This is a genomic window from Vibrio sp. MACH09, from assembly GCF_033238805.1.
Classification (GTDB): Bacteria; Pseudomonadota; Gammaproteobacteria; order Enterobacterales; family Vibrionaceae; genus Vibrio.
In genome coordinates, this window is sequence record NZ_BSFZ01000001.1 from 845333 (window position 1) to 859810 (window position 14478).

Genomic DNA, 14478 nt, shown 5'->3' on the forward strand with positions numbered 1-14478 from the left:
TTCCCATCGGAGCCCTTTTTTAATGATTAGGAAGTAACAACCATTATGTCTCAGCCGATAGAAAAAAGACTCGAGCAACTTAAGCAAACTCTGCATGAACATGGCGTTAAATATTACGTAGAAGATAATCCTACTATTCCGGATGCAGAATACGACCGATTGATGAAAGAGTTGTTGAGTATTGAAGCGCAACATCCGCAGCTCATCTCTGTTGATTCTCCAAGTCAACGAGTCGGTGGCGTTCCTCTTGATGGCTTTAGTCAGGTCACTCACGAACTGCCAATGCTCTCTCTTGATAATGCATTCAGTGATGATGATCTGGATTCGTTTGAGAAAAGAATTCACGACAGGCTGTTGGGACAAAAGGTCATGGCGTATTGCTGTGAGCCTAAATTAGATGGTTTAGCCGTAAGTTTACTTTATGTTGATGGAGTACTTGTTCAGGCTGCGACACGCGGCGATGGAACCACAGGTGAAAATATCACTGAAAATGTGAGAACTATAAAATCGATTCCACTAAAGCTGCAAGGTACTGGATGGCCGACGAGAATTGAAGTGCGTGGCGAAGTGTTTATGCCATCGGCAGGTTTCGACGCTCTCAATGAACAGGCATTAAAAAAGGGCGAGAAAGTATTTGTAAACCCTCGTAATGCCGCGGCAGGAAGTTTACGCCAGTTAGATTCTAAAATTACCGCTAAGCGTCCTTTAGATTTTTATGCTTACAGTGTAGGCATTGTGCAGGGAAGAGAGTTAGATAGCAGCCATTATCAACGTTTTGTCCAGCTTAAAGGTTGGGGACTTCCTATGTGTGGTGAAACGCGTCGCCTCGAGAGCCTTGAACAAGTGAAGGAGTACTATCAAGACATTATGCAGCGTAGAGATCAGTTGCAGTACGAAATTGATGGTGTCGTGATAAAAGTGGATGATATCGCTCTTCAACAGCAGTTAGGTTTTGTTGCCAGAGCACCTCGTTGGGCTATTGCTTATAAATTTCCAGCTCAAGAAGAGCTAACCAAATTAAATGATGTTGAGTTCCAAGTTGGTCGTACCGGTGCGATCACTCCTGTCGCGAAGTTGGAACCGGTATTTGTTGGTGGAGTAACGGTAAGCAATGCAACCTTACATAACGCCGACGAGATAGCGCGATTGGGGGTAATGATTGGTGACACTGTGATTATTCGCCGTGCTGGTGACGTTATTCCTCAGATCGTCTCTGTTGTTAACGAGAGACGCCCTGAAGAGGCCGAAGAGATTGTTTTTCCTGAACAGTGCCCAGTATGTCAATCTAGTGTCGAACGAATTACCGGAGAGGCAGTGGCAAGGTGTACAGGAGGCTTGGTATGCCAAGCACAGCGTAAAGAGGCATTGAAGCACTTTGTCTCTAGAAAGGCACTGGATGTTGATGGGTTGGGTGACAAAGTAATAGAACAGCTTGTTGATCGTGAAATGGTAGAAACCCCGGCAGATCTGTTTTCATTATCCGCTGGAGTGTTAACAGTGCTGGAGAGAATGGGGCCTAAGTCGGCACAGAATGTGGTTGATGCGCTGGAGAAATCAAAGCAAACAACACTGGCCAAGTTTTTGTATTCCCTCGGCATTCGTGAGGTGGGTGAGGCGACTGCGCTTAACTTAGCCATGCATTTTAAATCGTTACCCGCGGTGCAGTCGGCATCACATGACGCCTTGCTTAAGGTGAGTGATGTGGGAGAAATTGTGGCAAATCATATTGTTCACTTTTTCGAACAGTCGACCAATAGAACGGTTATTGAACAACTATTGGAAAAAGGGGTTCATTGGCCGGAAGTCGCGACGCTGGCAGAGGATGCACCGCAACCTTTAGCGGGTAAAGTGGTGGTATTAACGGGAAGCTTATCTCAGCTAAACCGCAATGATGCCAAAGCAGCGTTACAAGCATTGGGCGCTAAAGTAACGGGCAGTGTTTCTAAAAAAACAGACATTCTTTTTGCCGGAGAAGCAGCAGGATCAAAGCTGGCGAAGGCGCAGGAGTTAGGCATAGAGATTAAAAATGAGCAGGATCTGGTGGACTTAATTAATTAGCAAAAAGAGAGCAGTTTTTAGTATATTGAGTAAAGCACCTGACTAGGTGCTTTATTTTTATTCGGTTGGAGGTAAATACGACTATGAATATAAGCCAAGTCTCCGCTTTGACTCAACTGTCAGCGAAATCTATTCGTCTTTATGAAGATAAGGGGCTTATTTCTTCTCCGTTAAGGTCAAGCAATGGTTATCGTACTTATACTGATAAGCATATTGAGGAACTGCTTATTATCGCAAGAGCAAAACGCGTTGGTTTTACTTTGGATGAGTGCAAAGCTCTGGTTGGCTTAGCTAACAACCCAATGAGAACCAGTGCCGAGGTGAAGCGAAAAGCGCAGCAAAAGCTAGTCGAAGTGAATAAAAAACTGGCTGAATTAACAGAGATTAAGCAGCAGTTGGAGCAATGGGTTGATACCTGTCCCGGCAATGATAATGCCGATTGTCCAATCATTGATGCTCTTGTCTCTGAACAGAAATAAAAGAGGCACAAATAACGACTTTGTGCCTCTCTCATTAAAGAGTTTTTCTAGAACGGTGGTTAATTTGTGTTTTCTGGCTCAATCGTAACAATAATGCCATCAACTGCAGTGATGACCACCATTGTACCCGCGGGAATATCTTGGTGGCATCTGGCTGACCATGTTGTATCACCTAACCGAATGCGGCAGTTTCCCCGCAATACGGCTTCATCTAAACGAGTAGTTTGACCAATGAGTTGATGCTGTTTCTGGTTTAGCGTTCGCTGATTATCTGAACTCTTGTCTTTGCTAAATTGATAGCGCCACCAACCCCAGGTAGAAACAAGAGAAAAGGAGGCAAATGATACCCATTGCATCTGCCAGCTTAAAGGTAACGCCATCACCAATAGACCAACCAGTATGGCTGAGATACCTAGCCATAAGAAATAACCTGCGGTACCAAGCAGTTCACCAAGCAGTAGAATTAGACCAAAGGCTATCCAGTGCCAATGATTTACTTGTTCTAATAATTCAATCAAGAGTTATCCTTTTTATCTGAGCTTTGCTTAAACATTTCGGCAATTCCAGCGACTGATCCCATCAGTCCGGTGGCTTCTAGTGGCAGCATAATAATTTTACCATTTTCAGCCTGACCAATAGACTTAATTGCGTCGGTATAGCCTTGGGCGATAAAGTAGTTTACCGCTTGCATATCACCTTGAGCAATGGCATTAGACACCATTTCTGTCGCTTTTGCTTCGGCTTCTGCTGCACGTTCACGCGCTTCTGCTTGTAATATTGCCGCTTGCTTTTCGCCTTCGGCTCTTAGGATTTCAGACTGCTTATGTCCTTCTGCCTTGAGGATTTCTGCTTGTCTAACCCCTTCAGCTTCAAGAACATCTGCACGTTTATTACGCTCTGCTTTCATTTGAGCGTTCATTGCTGCGGTTAAATCTGCGGGTGGTTGTACATCTTTAATTTCGATACGGGTGACCTTAACTCCCCAAGGATTAGTCGCTTCGTCCACAATAGAGAGGAGCTTTATATTTATCATGTCACGTTGACTGAGCATCTCATCTAGCTCCATAGAGCCTAATACAGTACGAATGTTGGTTAAGGTTAGGTTGCGAATAGCGTGTTCAAGATCATTCACTTCATAGGCGGCTTTCGCGGCATCAACAACCTGCACAAAACAGACCGCATCAATGGTGACGTTAGCATTATCTTTAGAAATCACTTCTTGTGCCGGAATATCTAACACTCGCTCCATCATACTGATCTTGGAGCCGACTCTATCAATAAAAGGAATAATTAGATTTAAACCTGGCTTTAATGTGTGGGTGTATCGACCGAAGCGTTCGATTGTCCAGTTGTTACCTTGCGGAACTGTTTTTACACCAGCGGCAATAAATGCCACCACAACAAATATTAAAATACCAATAGTAATTAGAATGTCGATAGCCATACTGTGTCCTTGTAATAATCATTAAAAATACGCGAATAGGTAGTTCTATAGAGAGTGACAGCTTTTGAGTCTGAAGTTAAGTAGGATATGTTATTGGCTATTATAGGCAGAGAATTAGTGGGCAGATAGCCGCCCACTATAAAATTTTCGATCGGTACTACAGTTTTACTTAGTAGAGAAGGGAGTACAGTTGTCGACGAAATTTAGATGCGACAGGGTTACCTTGGCCCAAAGCAGAAAGAATATCCATAAAGGACTTTTTGACTTCACCATCTAAGGCATTTAAATCTTTGCTTAAGTAAGCCCATATCAAGCGAAGTGCTTCTTCGCTACGATTCACTTGATGGTATTGAAGCGCTAGTTCCAATGCGGTAGCAACGTCGTGTACATCTTTTTGTAATCGTGCCTCTAGTGCCTGAATTTCCGGGCTATCAGCTGCTTGTTCATGAAGGTCCAGTTTAGCGATAAGACTTTTGTAATAGTTGTCTTGATACTCTAACGGTATATGTTGCAGTATCTCTTTCGCTTGTTCGAATTGTTGTGTCGCTAATAAACAGTCACTCATGAACAGTTTGATGTCGCCTTTACCTTTTAGCTCGTCAGGCAATGCCGCTAATATATCGAGTGCTTCTTTATGTTGACCTGCTTGAATCAGCTCTTGTGCTTCTTGTACGGCTAACTCATCTTGACTTGGCAAGTGTTTTGACAACATTGCAGTGATTGCTTCAATAGATTGAGGTCCACCAAGGCCATCAACGGGTTGACCATTAACAAATAGAGCGATGGTAGGCAGAGCTTGAACACCAAATTGCCCAGCAATGGCTTGTTGCTGTTCACAGTTTAGAAGCGCTAGGGTAAAAGCACCTTTGTATTGCTGGGTTAGGTTTTGTAGCTGAGGAATAATCTCTGCACTTTCTGGACTCATAGGTGCCCAAAAATGAATTAATACTGGTTTTTGGACGGACTGCTCTAACGTTTGACGGAAGTTTTGTTCATTTAGCTCCACAATAAGCTCAGACTGCATTGTTTAATCCTTAACTAAATTGGTTTTTTATTATACTCAAGTGACCTTCAAATCAGTGTCTTGATCAGAAGCCAATAAATTCTCGCTGAACAAGCTTCTTGAGATTACTTAAGTATAGATATGGGTGAATAGGCCAAGAATCAAGGTTTGACACAATAACAGCTTGATGAGGTGTGATTTATCAGAGGTAAGTCGTGGAGGTTGAGGGGCTTTGGCTTGCAACTATGATTATAGAGATAAGATAAATAACAGCGCTAAGCCTACGCCAATCCAGTTAAGTTGATTTAATGTCATGTGATCTTCCGCTCGCCAAAAATACTAAAAAACACTACGCTAATGATAGTTTTGTAATTGTATATACAATGTATGACGATTTTATGACAATGTGTAATAAACCTCAGCCCGGAAGAATAAGCGTGTTTAGAGTTATTCATATTGAGCTGAAGCTTATAAACAGAAAGGCCTCAAATAGGATGAACGATAGATAATCTTTACCGTGCTATTTCATGGTATAAAGTTTTACGCAGCTTTGCGTAAAATTGCATCGAGCCAACGTGTTGGCAGTATACGGCGTAAAATGGCAAAAAGTTTGGTTGGGGTGGTCACCGGGTAGCGTATTTTGGGTTTTTTTGACTCTAAAGCATCGAGTAGTGGTGCGACAATGGCGTCAGCTGGCAGCACAAATTGGTTGTTAGAACTCTCTTTTGCTAAGCGAGTAATTTGCTGCTGATACTGGTTTTGATGAGGGCTTCCTTCAATGGTGATCCATTGATTAAACTTTTTCAGGGCATTGGCGCGGAATTGGGTTTCTATCGGCCCCGGCTGGATAAGGGAAATTTTGATATTAGTATCATGAAGCTCCAATCGAAGAGTATCCGTCCAGCCTTCAAGTGCAAATTTAGACGCGTTGTATGCGCCTCTGTATTTCATTGCCGCGAATCCCAGTACAGAACTGTTTTGGATGATTCGCCCCTCTTTTTGTATCCGCATGTAAGGTAATATTTCACACACCAACTGATGCCAGCCAAAGAAGTTGCTTTCGAACTGTTCTCTTAAAGCTTTAGTCGGGAGATCTTCTAAGGCGCCAGCTTGACCATAGGCTCCATTGTTAAATAGTGCGTATAGCTTTCCATCACATAGAGTCATCGTTTTATCGACGGCGTCAGAGATACTTCTACTACAGGCTAAATCGAGCTGAATACAGGTTAACCCTTCATTTTGTAATCGCTTCACATCTTTGAGAGTGCGGCATGATGCAATGACATTGTAGCCTTTGCTCTGCAGAGCATGAGCACAGGTATAACCAATGCCAGTGGAACAACCAGTAATAAGTATCGTTTTAGACGTCATAATCTGTTTACCTAAGTAACCTCAAGATGCCGGTATTGCATGAGTGTAACGGTTCATAACCAAGGCTTTGCAAGCAGCATCATTTGATTTCGATCTGCTTTTCCCTTAACTGGCCATAACAAGCAATATATACCTTACCAATTGAAAATACAGGTTTTTCTTACCTATTCTGACTTGAGGTTAAATATATTTCCCAGGGCAGGTTCAATACGTGAGTAGTTAAATCTAAATCCCAGCTCGGTTAACCGTTTTGGTTTGGAGCGTATGCTGTCAAATAGCAAGCAACTGGACTCGCCCATAATGGCATTTAATAGCCATTTAGGTGTCGATAAAAAGAGTGGACGGTGAAGGGAATTGGCCAATGTTTTACTAAAGTGTTTGTTGGTCACTGGGTGAGGGGCATTAAAATTGAAACAGCCTTTTGCATGTTTTGTTTCTAGTAAATAGACGATAGCTCTAACCATATCTTGTATGTGAATCCATGGCATATATTGTTGGCCATTTCCTAGGATAGAGCCAAAGCCTAATTTAAATGAAGGCGCCATCATTTTAAGAGCTCCTCCTTGCTGACCAAGTACTAGACCTGTTCTCAATATGCATACGCGGGTCTGTTCAGACTCCGCTTTGTTGGCAATAGCTTCCCATGATGAGCAGACATGATGGGTAAAACCTTCATGGTAAACATGCAATGATTCATCAAAAGGGTGATGTTGTTGATCACCGTAATAGCCGACGGCTGAGCCGCTAATAAATACTTCAGGAGGTTCAGTACTGGCATGGACCAACTCCACTAATTTCTCGGTAACTTGCCAGCGGCTTTGACAGATGATTTTTTTTTGCTTTTTTCCCCAGCGTTTGCCTGCAATTGGTTCACCAGCTAAGTTAATAATGGCGTCAAACTGGTTAAAGTCTTGATAGTTATCGAGAGAGTCTATGTAGGTAATGTTTCTTAAATCAGCGTGATACAGTTTTGTTTTAGCGTGTTCTATATTTCTAGTGAGCAGAACTATCTGATGGGTGGCTAAATATTTTACTAGCTCACTGCCAATAAAACCGGTTCCTCCGGTTAGCAGAATTTGCATACAACCTCCTGTCGTTGACTCTATTGATAAACTTTGCAAGGTAGTGAGTAGTTTGAGTAACTATTGGGATAATGTCAAAACTCGATAATGGTGGATGATCATTTTGTTTGATCGGTTTTTCTTCTGCCAAAGAGCGATCTCTAACCATTAGCCTTGATATGTTAAGAAAAAACGGTAAATCTCTCATTTTTGTAAAAAAGCCATGTCTTTAAAGAAGGTATTTCATATAGTTATAGAAGAAAGGAATTTTAGTTAAGGGAGATATATATGAAAGCGGTGGTTGCGTTGTTCAAGGCCATGCTAGGAAGTTTGCGTGATCTGCTGCCTATCGTTTTTGTTATCGGTTTTTTTCAATTAGTGGTACTTCAAGAGCCACTTCCAAACATCCTTCCTATTTTATTTGGCCTACTGCTGGTGGTGCTAGGGCTGACTTTTTTTATCTTTGGTTTAGAGATGGGGTTATTCCCTATCGGTGAATCTATGGCCAGAGCGTTTGCCCACAAAGGCAGTGTCTTTTGGCTAGTAATATTTGCATTTTGTTTGGGGTTTGGCACTACCATTGCGGAACCTGCGCTCACCGCAGTTGCTGCGGAGGCAGCCGAAGTCGCAGCGGAAGGTGGAATGATACCTGCAACGGAAGCGGAAATGGATGACTACGCGAATGGCCTGCGACTAACGGTGGCCTTGTCTGTGGGTATTGCTATTGTTCTTGGGGTGGTACGTATTATAAAAGGCTGGCCTATTCATATCATGATCATCTCTGGTTATATTGGTGTCGTGGTATTAACCGGCTTTGCGCCAGAAAACATTATCGGCATTGCTTATGACTCCGGCGGGGTGACCACTTCCACTATCACCGTGCCCTTAGTTACCGCCCTCGGGGTTGGCTTAGCGTCTGTCATAAAAGGCCGAAATCCTATGTTGGATGGCTTTGGTTTGATAGCGTTTGCTTCTTTGCTACCTATGATGTTTGTGATGATTTATGGGATGGTATTAGCATGATTAGTATTGAGCATTTTGTTGATACCTTCTTATCTACAGTAACCGATGTGGTACCCATTGCGACGATTATTTTTGGCTTTCAAATTGCTATATTGAGAAAACCTGTCGCTAATTTAGGTAAGGTTCTACTTGGTTTTTTCTATGTCATTCTAGGCTTGTCGCTCTTTTTACTTGGTTTAGATCTCGCGCTTTTCCCATTAGGGGAAACCATGGCTGAACAGTTAACTGCACCTGAATTTCTCTACTCTTTTAAAGATAGCCTCACAGAATCTCTCACTTGGATTGATTATTATTGGGTTTATATTTTTGCCTTCACGATTGGGTTTAGTACCACCATTGCTGAACCTTCCCTTATTGCGGTGGCAATAAAAGCTAATCAGGTATCGGGTGGGGCAATCAGTGTTAATGGCTTGAGAATTGCGGTTGCGCTTGGTGTCGCTATTGGGATTTCATTAGGTAGTTACCGAATTGTGGTGGGAGATCCGATACACTATTACATTATTTTTGGGTACATTGTGGTAGTTATACAGACCTATTTTGCACCTAAAATGATCATTCCGCTGGCGTATGACTCTGGTGGGGTAACCACGTCAACGGTGACAGTGCCACTGGTAACGGCACTGGGTTTAGGACTAGCGTCTACGGTTCCGGGGCGGAATCCAATGATAGATGGCTTTGGCTTAATTGCATTTGCTAGTCTGTTTCCCATTATTTCAGTGATGGCTTATGCCCAGATAACTCAATGGATAAATTCAAAATCAAACTCGAAGGAGAGTGAGGATGCGCTTTAAATTAATCATAGCCTTTGTAGAAGACACAAAGACAGATGCTGTATTAAATGCCGCACGCTCTGCCGGCGCTACTGGTGCTACAGTCATCAATAATGCCAGAGGTGAAGGGCTAAACCAGAAAACAACGTTCTTCGGGTTAACTCTAGAAGTTCAGCGGGACGTATTATTGTTTGTGGTGGAAGAGCATTTAACCCGACAAATTTTAGAAAAAATTAATGATGTAGGTGAATTTGAAGATCAGCCTGGACAAGGTATTGCGATTCAAATTGATATTGAAGATGCTGTTGGTGTTGCGCATCAAGTAGAAACATTGACCAAAGTGGTAGAGGAAGAACTATGAACCAGCATAAATTAATTAGAGTTCGTGATGTTATGGCTAACTCTTATGTGATGGTGGATGGATTAACAACGGTACGTGAAGGCATTAAGCTAGCCAAAGAGCATGTGGTAAAAGCTTTAGTGGTTAATAAGCGTAATGACGATGATGAGTATGGCATTGTTTTAATGAACGATATTGCCAAAAAAGTGCTTGCTCAAAACCGTTCTAGTGATCGAACAAATATCTACGAGATTATGACGAAACCCGCTCTGTCTGTTAGCCCTGATATGAATGTTAAGTACTGTGCTAGGTTATTTGAGCGCTTTGGTGTCAGCCGAGCCCCGGTTGTTGAAAATGGAAAAATAATTGGCATGGTGAGTTATAACAATATCGTGGTTAACGGTATGGCGTTAGAGCAAGATATGTAGCCTCTATTTGCGGTTTTCTTTATTGTCGTAGCTGTGCTGAGCTGGTGCTTACACAGAGGTTAGGTATACAATTCGGAAAAGCGAAAAAAGAGAGATAGTATGAAACTGTTTTTTGCGTCCGATTTGCACGGAAGCTTACCTGCTACAGAAAAGACCATAGAGAAGTTTGTAAAGAGTGATGCCGACCAGCTGTTGCTGCTAGGGGACATTTTAAATCACGGCCCTAGAAACCCTATTCCAGAAGGTTATCAGCCAGCAAAAGTTGCGGAATTACTGAATCAATATAGCAACAAGATAATGGCTGTACGCGGTAACTGTGACAGTGAAGTGGATCAAATGCTGTTGGCTTTCCCTATGATGGAAAGTAATGCTTGGGTATTGGTAGAAAATGGTCGCCGAATCTTTTTAACTCATGGGCATAAGTACAATAAAGATAATGTTCCACCATTAGCGAATGGGGATATTATTGCTCACGGTCATAGCCACTTGCCTTGCGCCGAGCGCATCAACGACTTTATATTCTTCAATCCAGGCTCTGTCACCTATCCAAAAGGTGGTTTTTTGCCAAGCTATGGCTTATATAGCAAGGGTAAATTTGAGGTTTTAAGCTTTGAAGGTGAGATACTTTCAGCGCTGACTTTATAAATTTATGGGCACCAGTTGAAACAAGCGGATTAAAGGTGAGAATATGGCTAATTCTCACCTTGTTTTATTGATTTCTAGTTTGACCATAAAATCCGTGAGCCATGATTTAGGCTGGTTAACAAAATGGCCTTATTATTTATAATATCGATACGACGGCTCTGTTGAGCATCCATTATAAATAGCTGTTTAATTAGGTCCACTTCTGCACCAATACTTTTGTTGGTTGCCATATCTTTAAATTCAGTTGGACTAATTAACAGGTAGTCAGCACTTATCTCCCATTGCCCCATTTCTGACACACTCAGTTCAGAGCTGATGTCGTTGTCATCGCCAAATATTTCAATGATAGATTCTCTTAAGTAAGTACCATTAGGCAAATATTTCACGCTACTTTTAGCGCTTATTTTACGCAGTAGACGACGGTCGTTGACGACAGTTTGACTGGATTTAGGTGATAAGTAAGCGCTGGTACTGGATTGCCACTCTTTGGAAACAAGCACTTGCTCAATTTTTACGTCGGACTTCCAGTAAATCCAGCTAGATACAGCAACAGAAATAGCCAGAATAAATAGCGCTACTTTTTGACTTATCACGGCGGTTCCTTTTATTGGCATAATTTAGCAATCTCTTTTTGGTTAGCAACGAGCTGAATAGTTTCATTTTCAATTGAATGTTCTTCACTATATACATAATTGAGAATGAAGTTACTTCTTGGGCCAGTTGTGGCAATAACTTCGACCGGCTTTGCTTTATTACTGCTAATGTAAGCTTGAACGCAGTCATGAATTAGAGGTTGCCAATCATCAAGAGGAGGGTGATTCTCAGTTGTCTTCACTGGAATCCCTTTTACTGTTTCAACGAGCCTGAAGCTGGACGGACTAGGATCAAGCGCCAATAGCACCGTTATTGGTAGCATCAAGGCAACAAGTAGGATCATTATGGGCATCTTACTTGTCGGGTTCTTTGCCACATTGACAGGCGGTCTTTTATCTTCAATTTGTGCCGTAGGATGGCTTTCAACTTGCGAACTCGGTTTTTCCAGCAGAGAACTGTCTTGGGTTGTGTCGTTTTTATGGTCGCCTAGATGAGGCTTTTCTGTCTGACTGTTATCTGACGTCTCGGTGTCATTCACATTCTCCTCTCCAGAAGAGAGGGGGACACTTCGTTCTACACTGGCAATAAATTGATATCCGCGCTTGGGAACCGTTTTTACGTACTGAGGAGCTTTAGTGGAGTCATTTAGAAGTTTACGCAAGGTAGAAATTGCTTGTGTTAAGCTGGAATCATCCACTTGAAAGCCTTGATCTCGCCATACAAACTCATGAAGTTCATCTCGAGAAATAACCTGATTAGGACGTTCTGACAACATAAGCAGTATACGGCTTTCATTACTGCCTAGCCGAGTCACGTTATTATTTTCCTTCTGATCAACCAGTGAGTTGTTATTAGGGTTAAATATATAACGTTGTGCGATTACAAACTTAGTACCTATGCTACTCATTTGATTTTAGCTGCCTTTTTGTATTAGTCGTAACTGAAAACGAGATTAAATGAAACTAGTTACCTAGATAATAGTTTATGTGTTTTTATATTGTTTGAGAGAATATAACGCAGGATAATCAAAAAAAAGCTAAAAAAACACTGTTTTTATAAATCTTGACCTTGAATTTACATTCGCAACCCCGATGTATAGCCACATAGAGAGAGGTTATTTATCTCACCCAAAACAGTAGCAGAGAAACCCTGCTTAGAACGACATTCTCATGGAGTTAAAATGAGCGAGACAGCAACACCTAATAAAGAAACTCGTGGTTTTCAATCTGAAGTTAAACAACTGCTTCATTTGATGATCCACTCACTTTACTCAAACAAAGAAATCTTCCTTCGTGAACTTATCTCAAACGCATCTGACGCGTCTGATAAGTTACGTTTTCAAGCATTATCAAATGCAGAACTATACCAAGGCGATGCTGATTTAGGCGTTAAGCTGACCTTTGATGCAGACGCGAAGACATTGACAGTCTCTGACAATGGTATTGGCATGAGCCGAGAAGATGTTATCGAGCATCTTGGCACGATTGCCAAGTCGGGTACTGCGGAGTTTTTCTCTAAACTCTCTGATGATCAAAGCAAAGACTCTCAGTTAATTGGTCAATTTGGTGTTGGATTCTATTCGGCGTTTATTGTTGCCGATGCAGTAACTGTTCGTACTCGTGCAGCAGGAACAAGCGCTGAAGAGGCGGTACAGTGGCACTCGTCTGGTGAAGGTGAGTACACCATTGAATCCATCAGCAAAGAGTCTCGTGGTACAGATATCATTCTTCATATGCGTGATGAAGGGGAAGAGTTCCTTTCTGAGTGGCGTTTGCGTGATGTAATTAGTAAGTACTCTGATCATATTGGTATTCCGGTCTCTATCTGGACAAAAGAGAAAGATGAAGAAGGAAACGAGAAAGAAGAAGGCAAGTGGGAGCAGATCAACAAAGCTCAAGCGCTTTGGACTCGTAATAAATCAGATATCTCTACAGAGGAATATCACGAGTTTTACAAACACGTATCTCATGATTTTGCTGATCCACTATTGTGGAGTCATAACCGCGTAGAAGGTAAAAACGACTACACAAGTTTGCTGTATATCCCAGCTAAAGCACCATGGGATATGATGAATCGTGACCATAAAAGCGGCTTGAAACTGTATGTTCAACGTGTGTTTATTATGGATGACGCTGAGCAGTTCATGCCGACCTATCTACGATTTGTACGCGGATTAATTGATTCAAATGATCTGCCATTGAACGTTTCTCGTGAAATTCTTCAAGATAATAAAGTAACACAGTCATTACGTAATGCTTGTAGTAAGCGTGTACTTACTATGCTTGAAAAGCTCGCTAAAAATGATGATGAAAAATACCTGTCATTCTGGAAAGAGTTCGGTCAGGTATTAAAAGAAGGTCCTGCTGAAGATTTTGCTAACAAAGAAAAGATTGCTGGTTTGATGCGCTTTGCTTCAACAGAAGTGGATAGCTCTGAGCAGACAACATCTTTGGCGTCATACGTTGAGCGTATGAAGGAAGAGCAAGATAAAATCTTCTATTTGACCGCAGACAGTTATGCCGCTGCAAAAAATAGCCCTCACTTAGAGCAATTTAAAGCCAAAGGTATCGAGGTCATTCTGATGTACGATCGTATGGATGAGTGGCTAATGAACTACCTGACAGAATTTGATGGTAAGCAGTTCCAATCTATAACTAAAGCTGGTCTGGATCTTAGCAAGTTTGAAGATGAGTCAGATAAAGAGAAACAGAAAGAGACGGAAGAAGAGTTTAAGTCTGTGGTTGAGCGAACTAAAACCTACCTAGGTGAACGAGTAAAAGAAGTTCGTACTACCTTTAAACTAGCCAATACCCCTGCTGTTGTGGTTACTGACGATTTCGAAATGGGTACGCAAATGGCGAAGCTGTTAGAAGCGGCTGGCCAAGATGTTCCTGAAGTGAAGTACATCTTTGAAATCAACCCAGAGCACGAGTTAGTTAAGCGTATGGCTGATGAAGCTGATGAAGAAGCGTTTGGCCGTTGGGTTGAGCTGTTACTTGGTCAAGCGATGCTTGCTGAGCGTGGAGCAATGGAAGATCCTAGCCAGTTCCTAGGCGCAATCAACTCTCTTTTGACTAAGGTTTAATAGAGAAAAGTCACGAAAAAGCACCATATTGTCGATAAAATGCAATAAATTTAGGTAAATTTAAGTTTATTGGTTTTAGCTTGATGATTGGTGCTTCTTTAGTCTTAATCTACACATAAAGCCAAAAAAATATGATAAACTCGCAACCCGAAGTGTGAGTATAAAATTTATTTAAAT

At 41.9% G+C, this 14478-nt stretch carries 15 protein-coding genes; 8 read left to right on the forward strand and 7 right to left on the reverse strand.

Going from position 1 to position 14478, the window contains the following annotated elements; translation table 11 throughout:
• Nucleotides 1-45 precede the first annotated feature (45 nt).
• On the forward strand, nucleotides 46-2058 hold the full coding sequence (ligA, locus tag CHJ_RS03890; protein ID WP_317916919.1) for an NAD-dependent DNA ligase LigA: 2013 nt from the start codon (nucleotides 46-48) through the stop codon (nucleotides 2056-2058).
• An 83-nt stretch (nucleotides 2059-2141) separates the two neighbouring features.
• Nucleotides 2142-2537, forward strand: coding sequence for a Cu(I)-responsive transcriptional regulator (gene cueR / locus CHJ_RS03895; RefSeq protein WP_317916920.1), 396 nt, complete (start codon nucleotides 2142-2144; stop codon nucleotides 2535-2537).
• Between the two features lie 59 nt (nucleotides 2538-2596).
• Here the strand turns inward: cueR and CHJ_RS03900 are convergent, their stop codons facing one another.
• From CHJ_RS03900 to CHJ_RS03920, 5 genes are all read right to left on the reverse strand, one after another.
• Nucleotides 2597-3055, reverse strand: a complete 459-nt coding sequence (locus tag CHJ_RS03900) for an NfeD family protein (protein WP_317916921.1) — start codon at nucleotides 3053-3055, stop codon at nucleotides 2597-2599.
• Nucleotides 3052-3981, reverse strand: coding sequence for an SPFH domain-containing protein (locus CHJ_RS03905; RefSeq protein ID WP_171754246.1), 930 nt, complete (start codon nucleotides 3979-3981; stop codon nucleotides 3052-3054). Before CHJ_RS03905 ends, CHJ_RS03900 begins: the two co-directional genes overlap by 4 nt.
• Nucleotides 3982-4150: 169 nt before the next feature.
• Nucleotides 4151-5005, reverse strand: a complete 855-nt coding sequence (locus CHJ_RS03910) for a co-chaperone YbbN (RefSeq protein WP_317916922.1) — start codon at nucleotides 5003-5005, stop codon at nucleotides 4151-4153.
• A 519-nt stretch (nucleotides 5006-5524) separates the two neighbouring features.
• Complete coding sequence (locus CHJ_RS03915; RefSeq protein WP_317916923.1) at nucleotides 5525-6355, reverse strand: SDR family oxidoreductase; 831 nt, start codon at nucleotides 6353-6355, stop codon at nucleotides 5525-5527.
• 164 nt (nucleotides 6356-6519) lie between these two features.
• Nucleotides 6520-7437 (reverse strand): TIGR01777 family oxidoreductase, encoded by a 918-nt coding sequence (locus CHJ_RS03920; protein ID WP_317916924.1) that lies wholly within the window; start codon nucleotides 7435-7437, stop codon nucleotides 6520-6522.
• A 267-nt stretch (nucleotides 7438-7704) separates the two neighbouring features.
• Here CHJ_RS03920 and CHJ_RS03925 point away from each other — a divergent pair, with 267 nt between their 5' ends.
• The 5 genes from CHJ_RS03925 (at nucleotide 7705) to yfcE (ending at nucleotide 10622) form a co-directional block, all read left to right on the forward strand.
• Nucleotides 7705-8439 (forward strand): DUF1538 domain-containing protein, encoded by a 735-nt coding sequence (locus CHJ_RS03925; RefSeq protein WP_171754250.1) that lies wholly within the window; start codon nucleotides 7705-7707, stop codon nucleotides 8437-8439.
• A complete protein-coding gene (locus CHJ_RS03930; RefSeq protein ID WP_317916925.1) occupies nucleotides 8436-9230 on the forward strand; it encodes a DUF1538 domain-containing protein in 795 nt (264 codons plus the stop codon). The genes CHJ_RS03925 and CHJ_RS03930 overlap by 4 nt, the downstream gene beginning before the upstream one ends.
• Nucleotides 9220-9570: a P-II family nitrogen regulator gene (locus tag CHJ_RS03935; RefSeq protein ID WP_171754252.1), complete on the forward strand. Its 351-nt coding sequence runs from the start codon at nucleotides 9220-9222 to the stop codon at nucleotides 9568-9570. The genes CHJ_RS03930 and CHJ_RS03935 overlap by 11 nt, the downstream gene beginning before the upstream one ends.
• A complete protein-coding gene (locus CHJ_RS03940; RefSeq protein WP_171754253.1) occupies nucleotides 9567-9977 on the forward strand; it encodes a CBS domain-containing protein in 411 nt (136 codons plus the stop codon). Before CHJ_RS03935 ends, CHJ_RS03940 begins: the two co-directional genes overlap by 4 nt.
• Before the next feature lie 99 nt (nucleotides 9978-10076).
• Nucleotides 10077-10622, forward strand: a complete 546-nt coding sequence (yfcE, locus tag CHJ_RS03945; protein WP_317916926.1) for a phosphodiesterase — start codon at nucleotides 10077-10079, stop codon at nucleotides 10620-10622.
• A 74-nt stretch (nucleotides 10623-10696) separates the two neighbouring features.
• On the opposite strand, the gene CHJ_RS03950 is transcribed toward yfcE, so the two are convergent.
• Entirely contained in the window at nucleotides 10697-11215 is a 519-nt protein-coding gene (locus CHJ_RS03950; RefSeq protein WP_171754255.1) for a regulatory protein ToxS, read from the reverse strand.
• A gap of 11 nt (nucleotides 11216-11226) precedes the next feature.
• The gene (locus CHJ_RS03955; protein ID WP_317916927.1) at nucleotides 11227-12123 is read right to left on the reverse strand and encodes a transcriptional regulator; all 897 of its coding nucleotides are present in this window, start codon (nucleotides 12121-12123) and stop codon (nucleotides 11227-11229) included.
• Nucleotides 12124-12396: 273 nt separating this feature from the next.
• Here CHJ_RS03955 and htpG point away from each other — a divergent pair, with 273 nt between their 5' ends.
• A complete protein-coding gene (htpG, locus tag CHJ_RS03960; RefSeq protein ID WP_171754257.1) occupies nucleotides 12397-14301 on the forward strand; it encodes a molecular chaperone HtpG in 1905 nt (634 codons plus the stop codon).
• The last annotated feature ends 177 nt before the right edge of the window (nucleotides 14302-14478 follow it).

What these genes read in the sequence shown, in the direction of transcription:
- CHJ_RS03920 (WP_317916924.1), bottom strand. Translation starts at nt 7,437, where the DNA reads ATGCAAATTCTGCTAACCGGAGGAACCGGTTTTATTGGCAGTGAGCTA.
- CHJ_RS03925 (WP_171754250.1), top strand. Translation starts at nt 7,705, where the DNA reads ATGAAAGCGGTGGTTGCGTTGTTCAAGGCCATGCTAGGAAGTTTGCGT.
- CHJ_RS03940 (WP_171754253.1), top strand. Translation starts at nt 9,567, where the DNA reads ATGAACCAGCATAAATTAATTAGAGTTCGTGATGTTATGGCTAACTCT.
- CHJ_RS03955 (WP_317916927.1), bottom strand. Translation starts at nt 12,123, where the DNA reads ATGAGTAGCATAGGTACTAAGTTTGTAATCGCACAACGTTATATATTT.
- yfcE (WP_317916926.1), top strand. Translation starts at nt 10,077, where the DNA reads ATGAAACTGTTTTTTGCGTCCGATTTGCACGGAAGCTTACCTGCTACA.
- CHJ_RS03935 (WP_171754252.1), top strand. Translation starts at nt 9,220, where the DNA reads ATGCGCTTTAAATTAATCATAGCCTTTGTAGAAGACACAAAGACAGAT.
- CHJ_RS03915 (WP_317916923.1), bottom strand. Translation starts at nt 6,355, where the DNA reads ATGACGTCTAAAACGATACTTATTACTGGTTGTTCCACTGGCATTGGT.
- htpG (WP_171754257.1), top strand. Translation starts at nt 12,397, where the DNA reads ATGAGCGAGACAGCAACACCTAATAAAGAAACTCGTGGTTTTCAATCT.
- cueR (WP_317916920.1), top strand. Translation starts at nt 2,142, where the DNA reads ATGAATATAAGCCAAGTCTCCGCTTTGACTCAACTGTCAGCGAAATCT.
- CHJ_RS03910 (WP_317916922.1), bottom strand. Translation starts at nt 5,005, where the DNA reads ATGCAGTCTGAGCTTATTGTGGAGCTAAATGAACAAAACTTCCGTCAA.
- CHJ_RS03930 (WP_317916925.1), top strand. Translation starts at nt 8,436, where the DNA reads ATGATTAGTATTGAGCATTTTGTTGATACCTTCTTATCTACAGTAACC.
- CHJ_RS03905 (WP_171754246.1), bottom strand. Translation starts at nt 3,981, where the DNA reads ATGGCTATCGACATTCTAATTACTATTGGTATTTTAATATTTGTTGTG.
- ligA (WP_317916919.1), top strand. Translation starts at nt 46, where the DNA reads ATGTCTCAGCCGATAGAAAAAAGACTCGAGCAACTTAAGCAAACTCTG.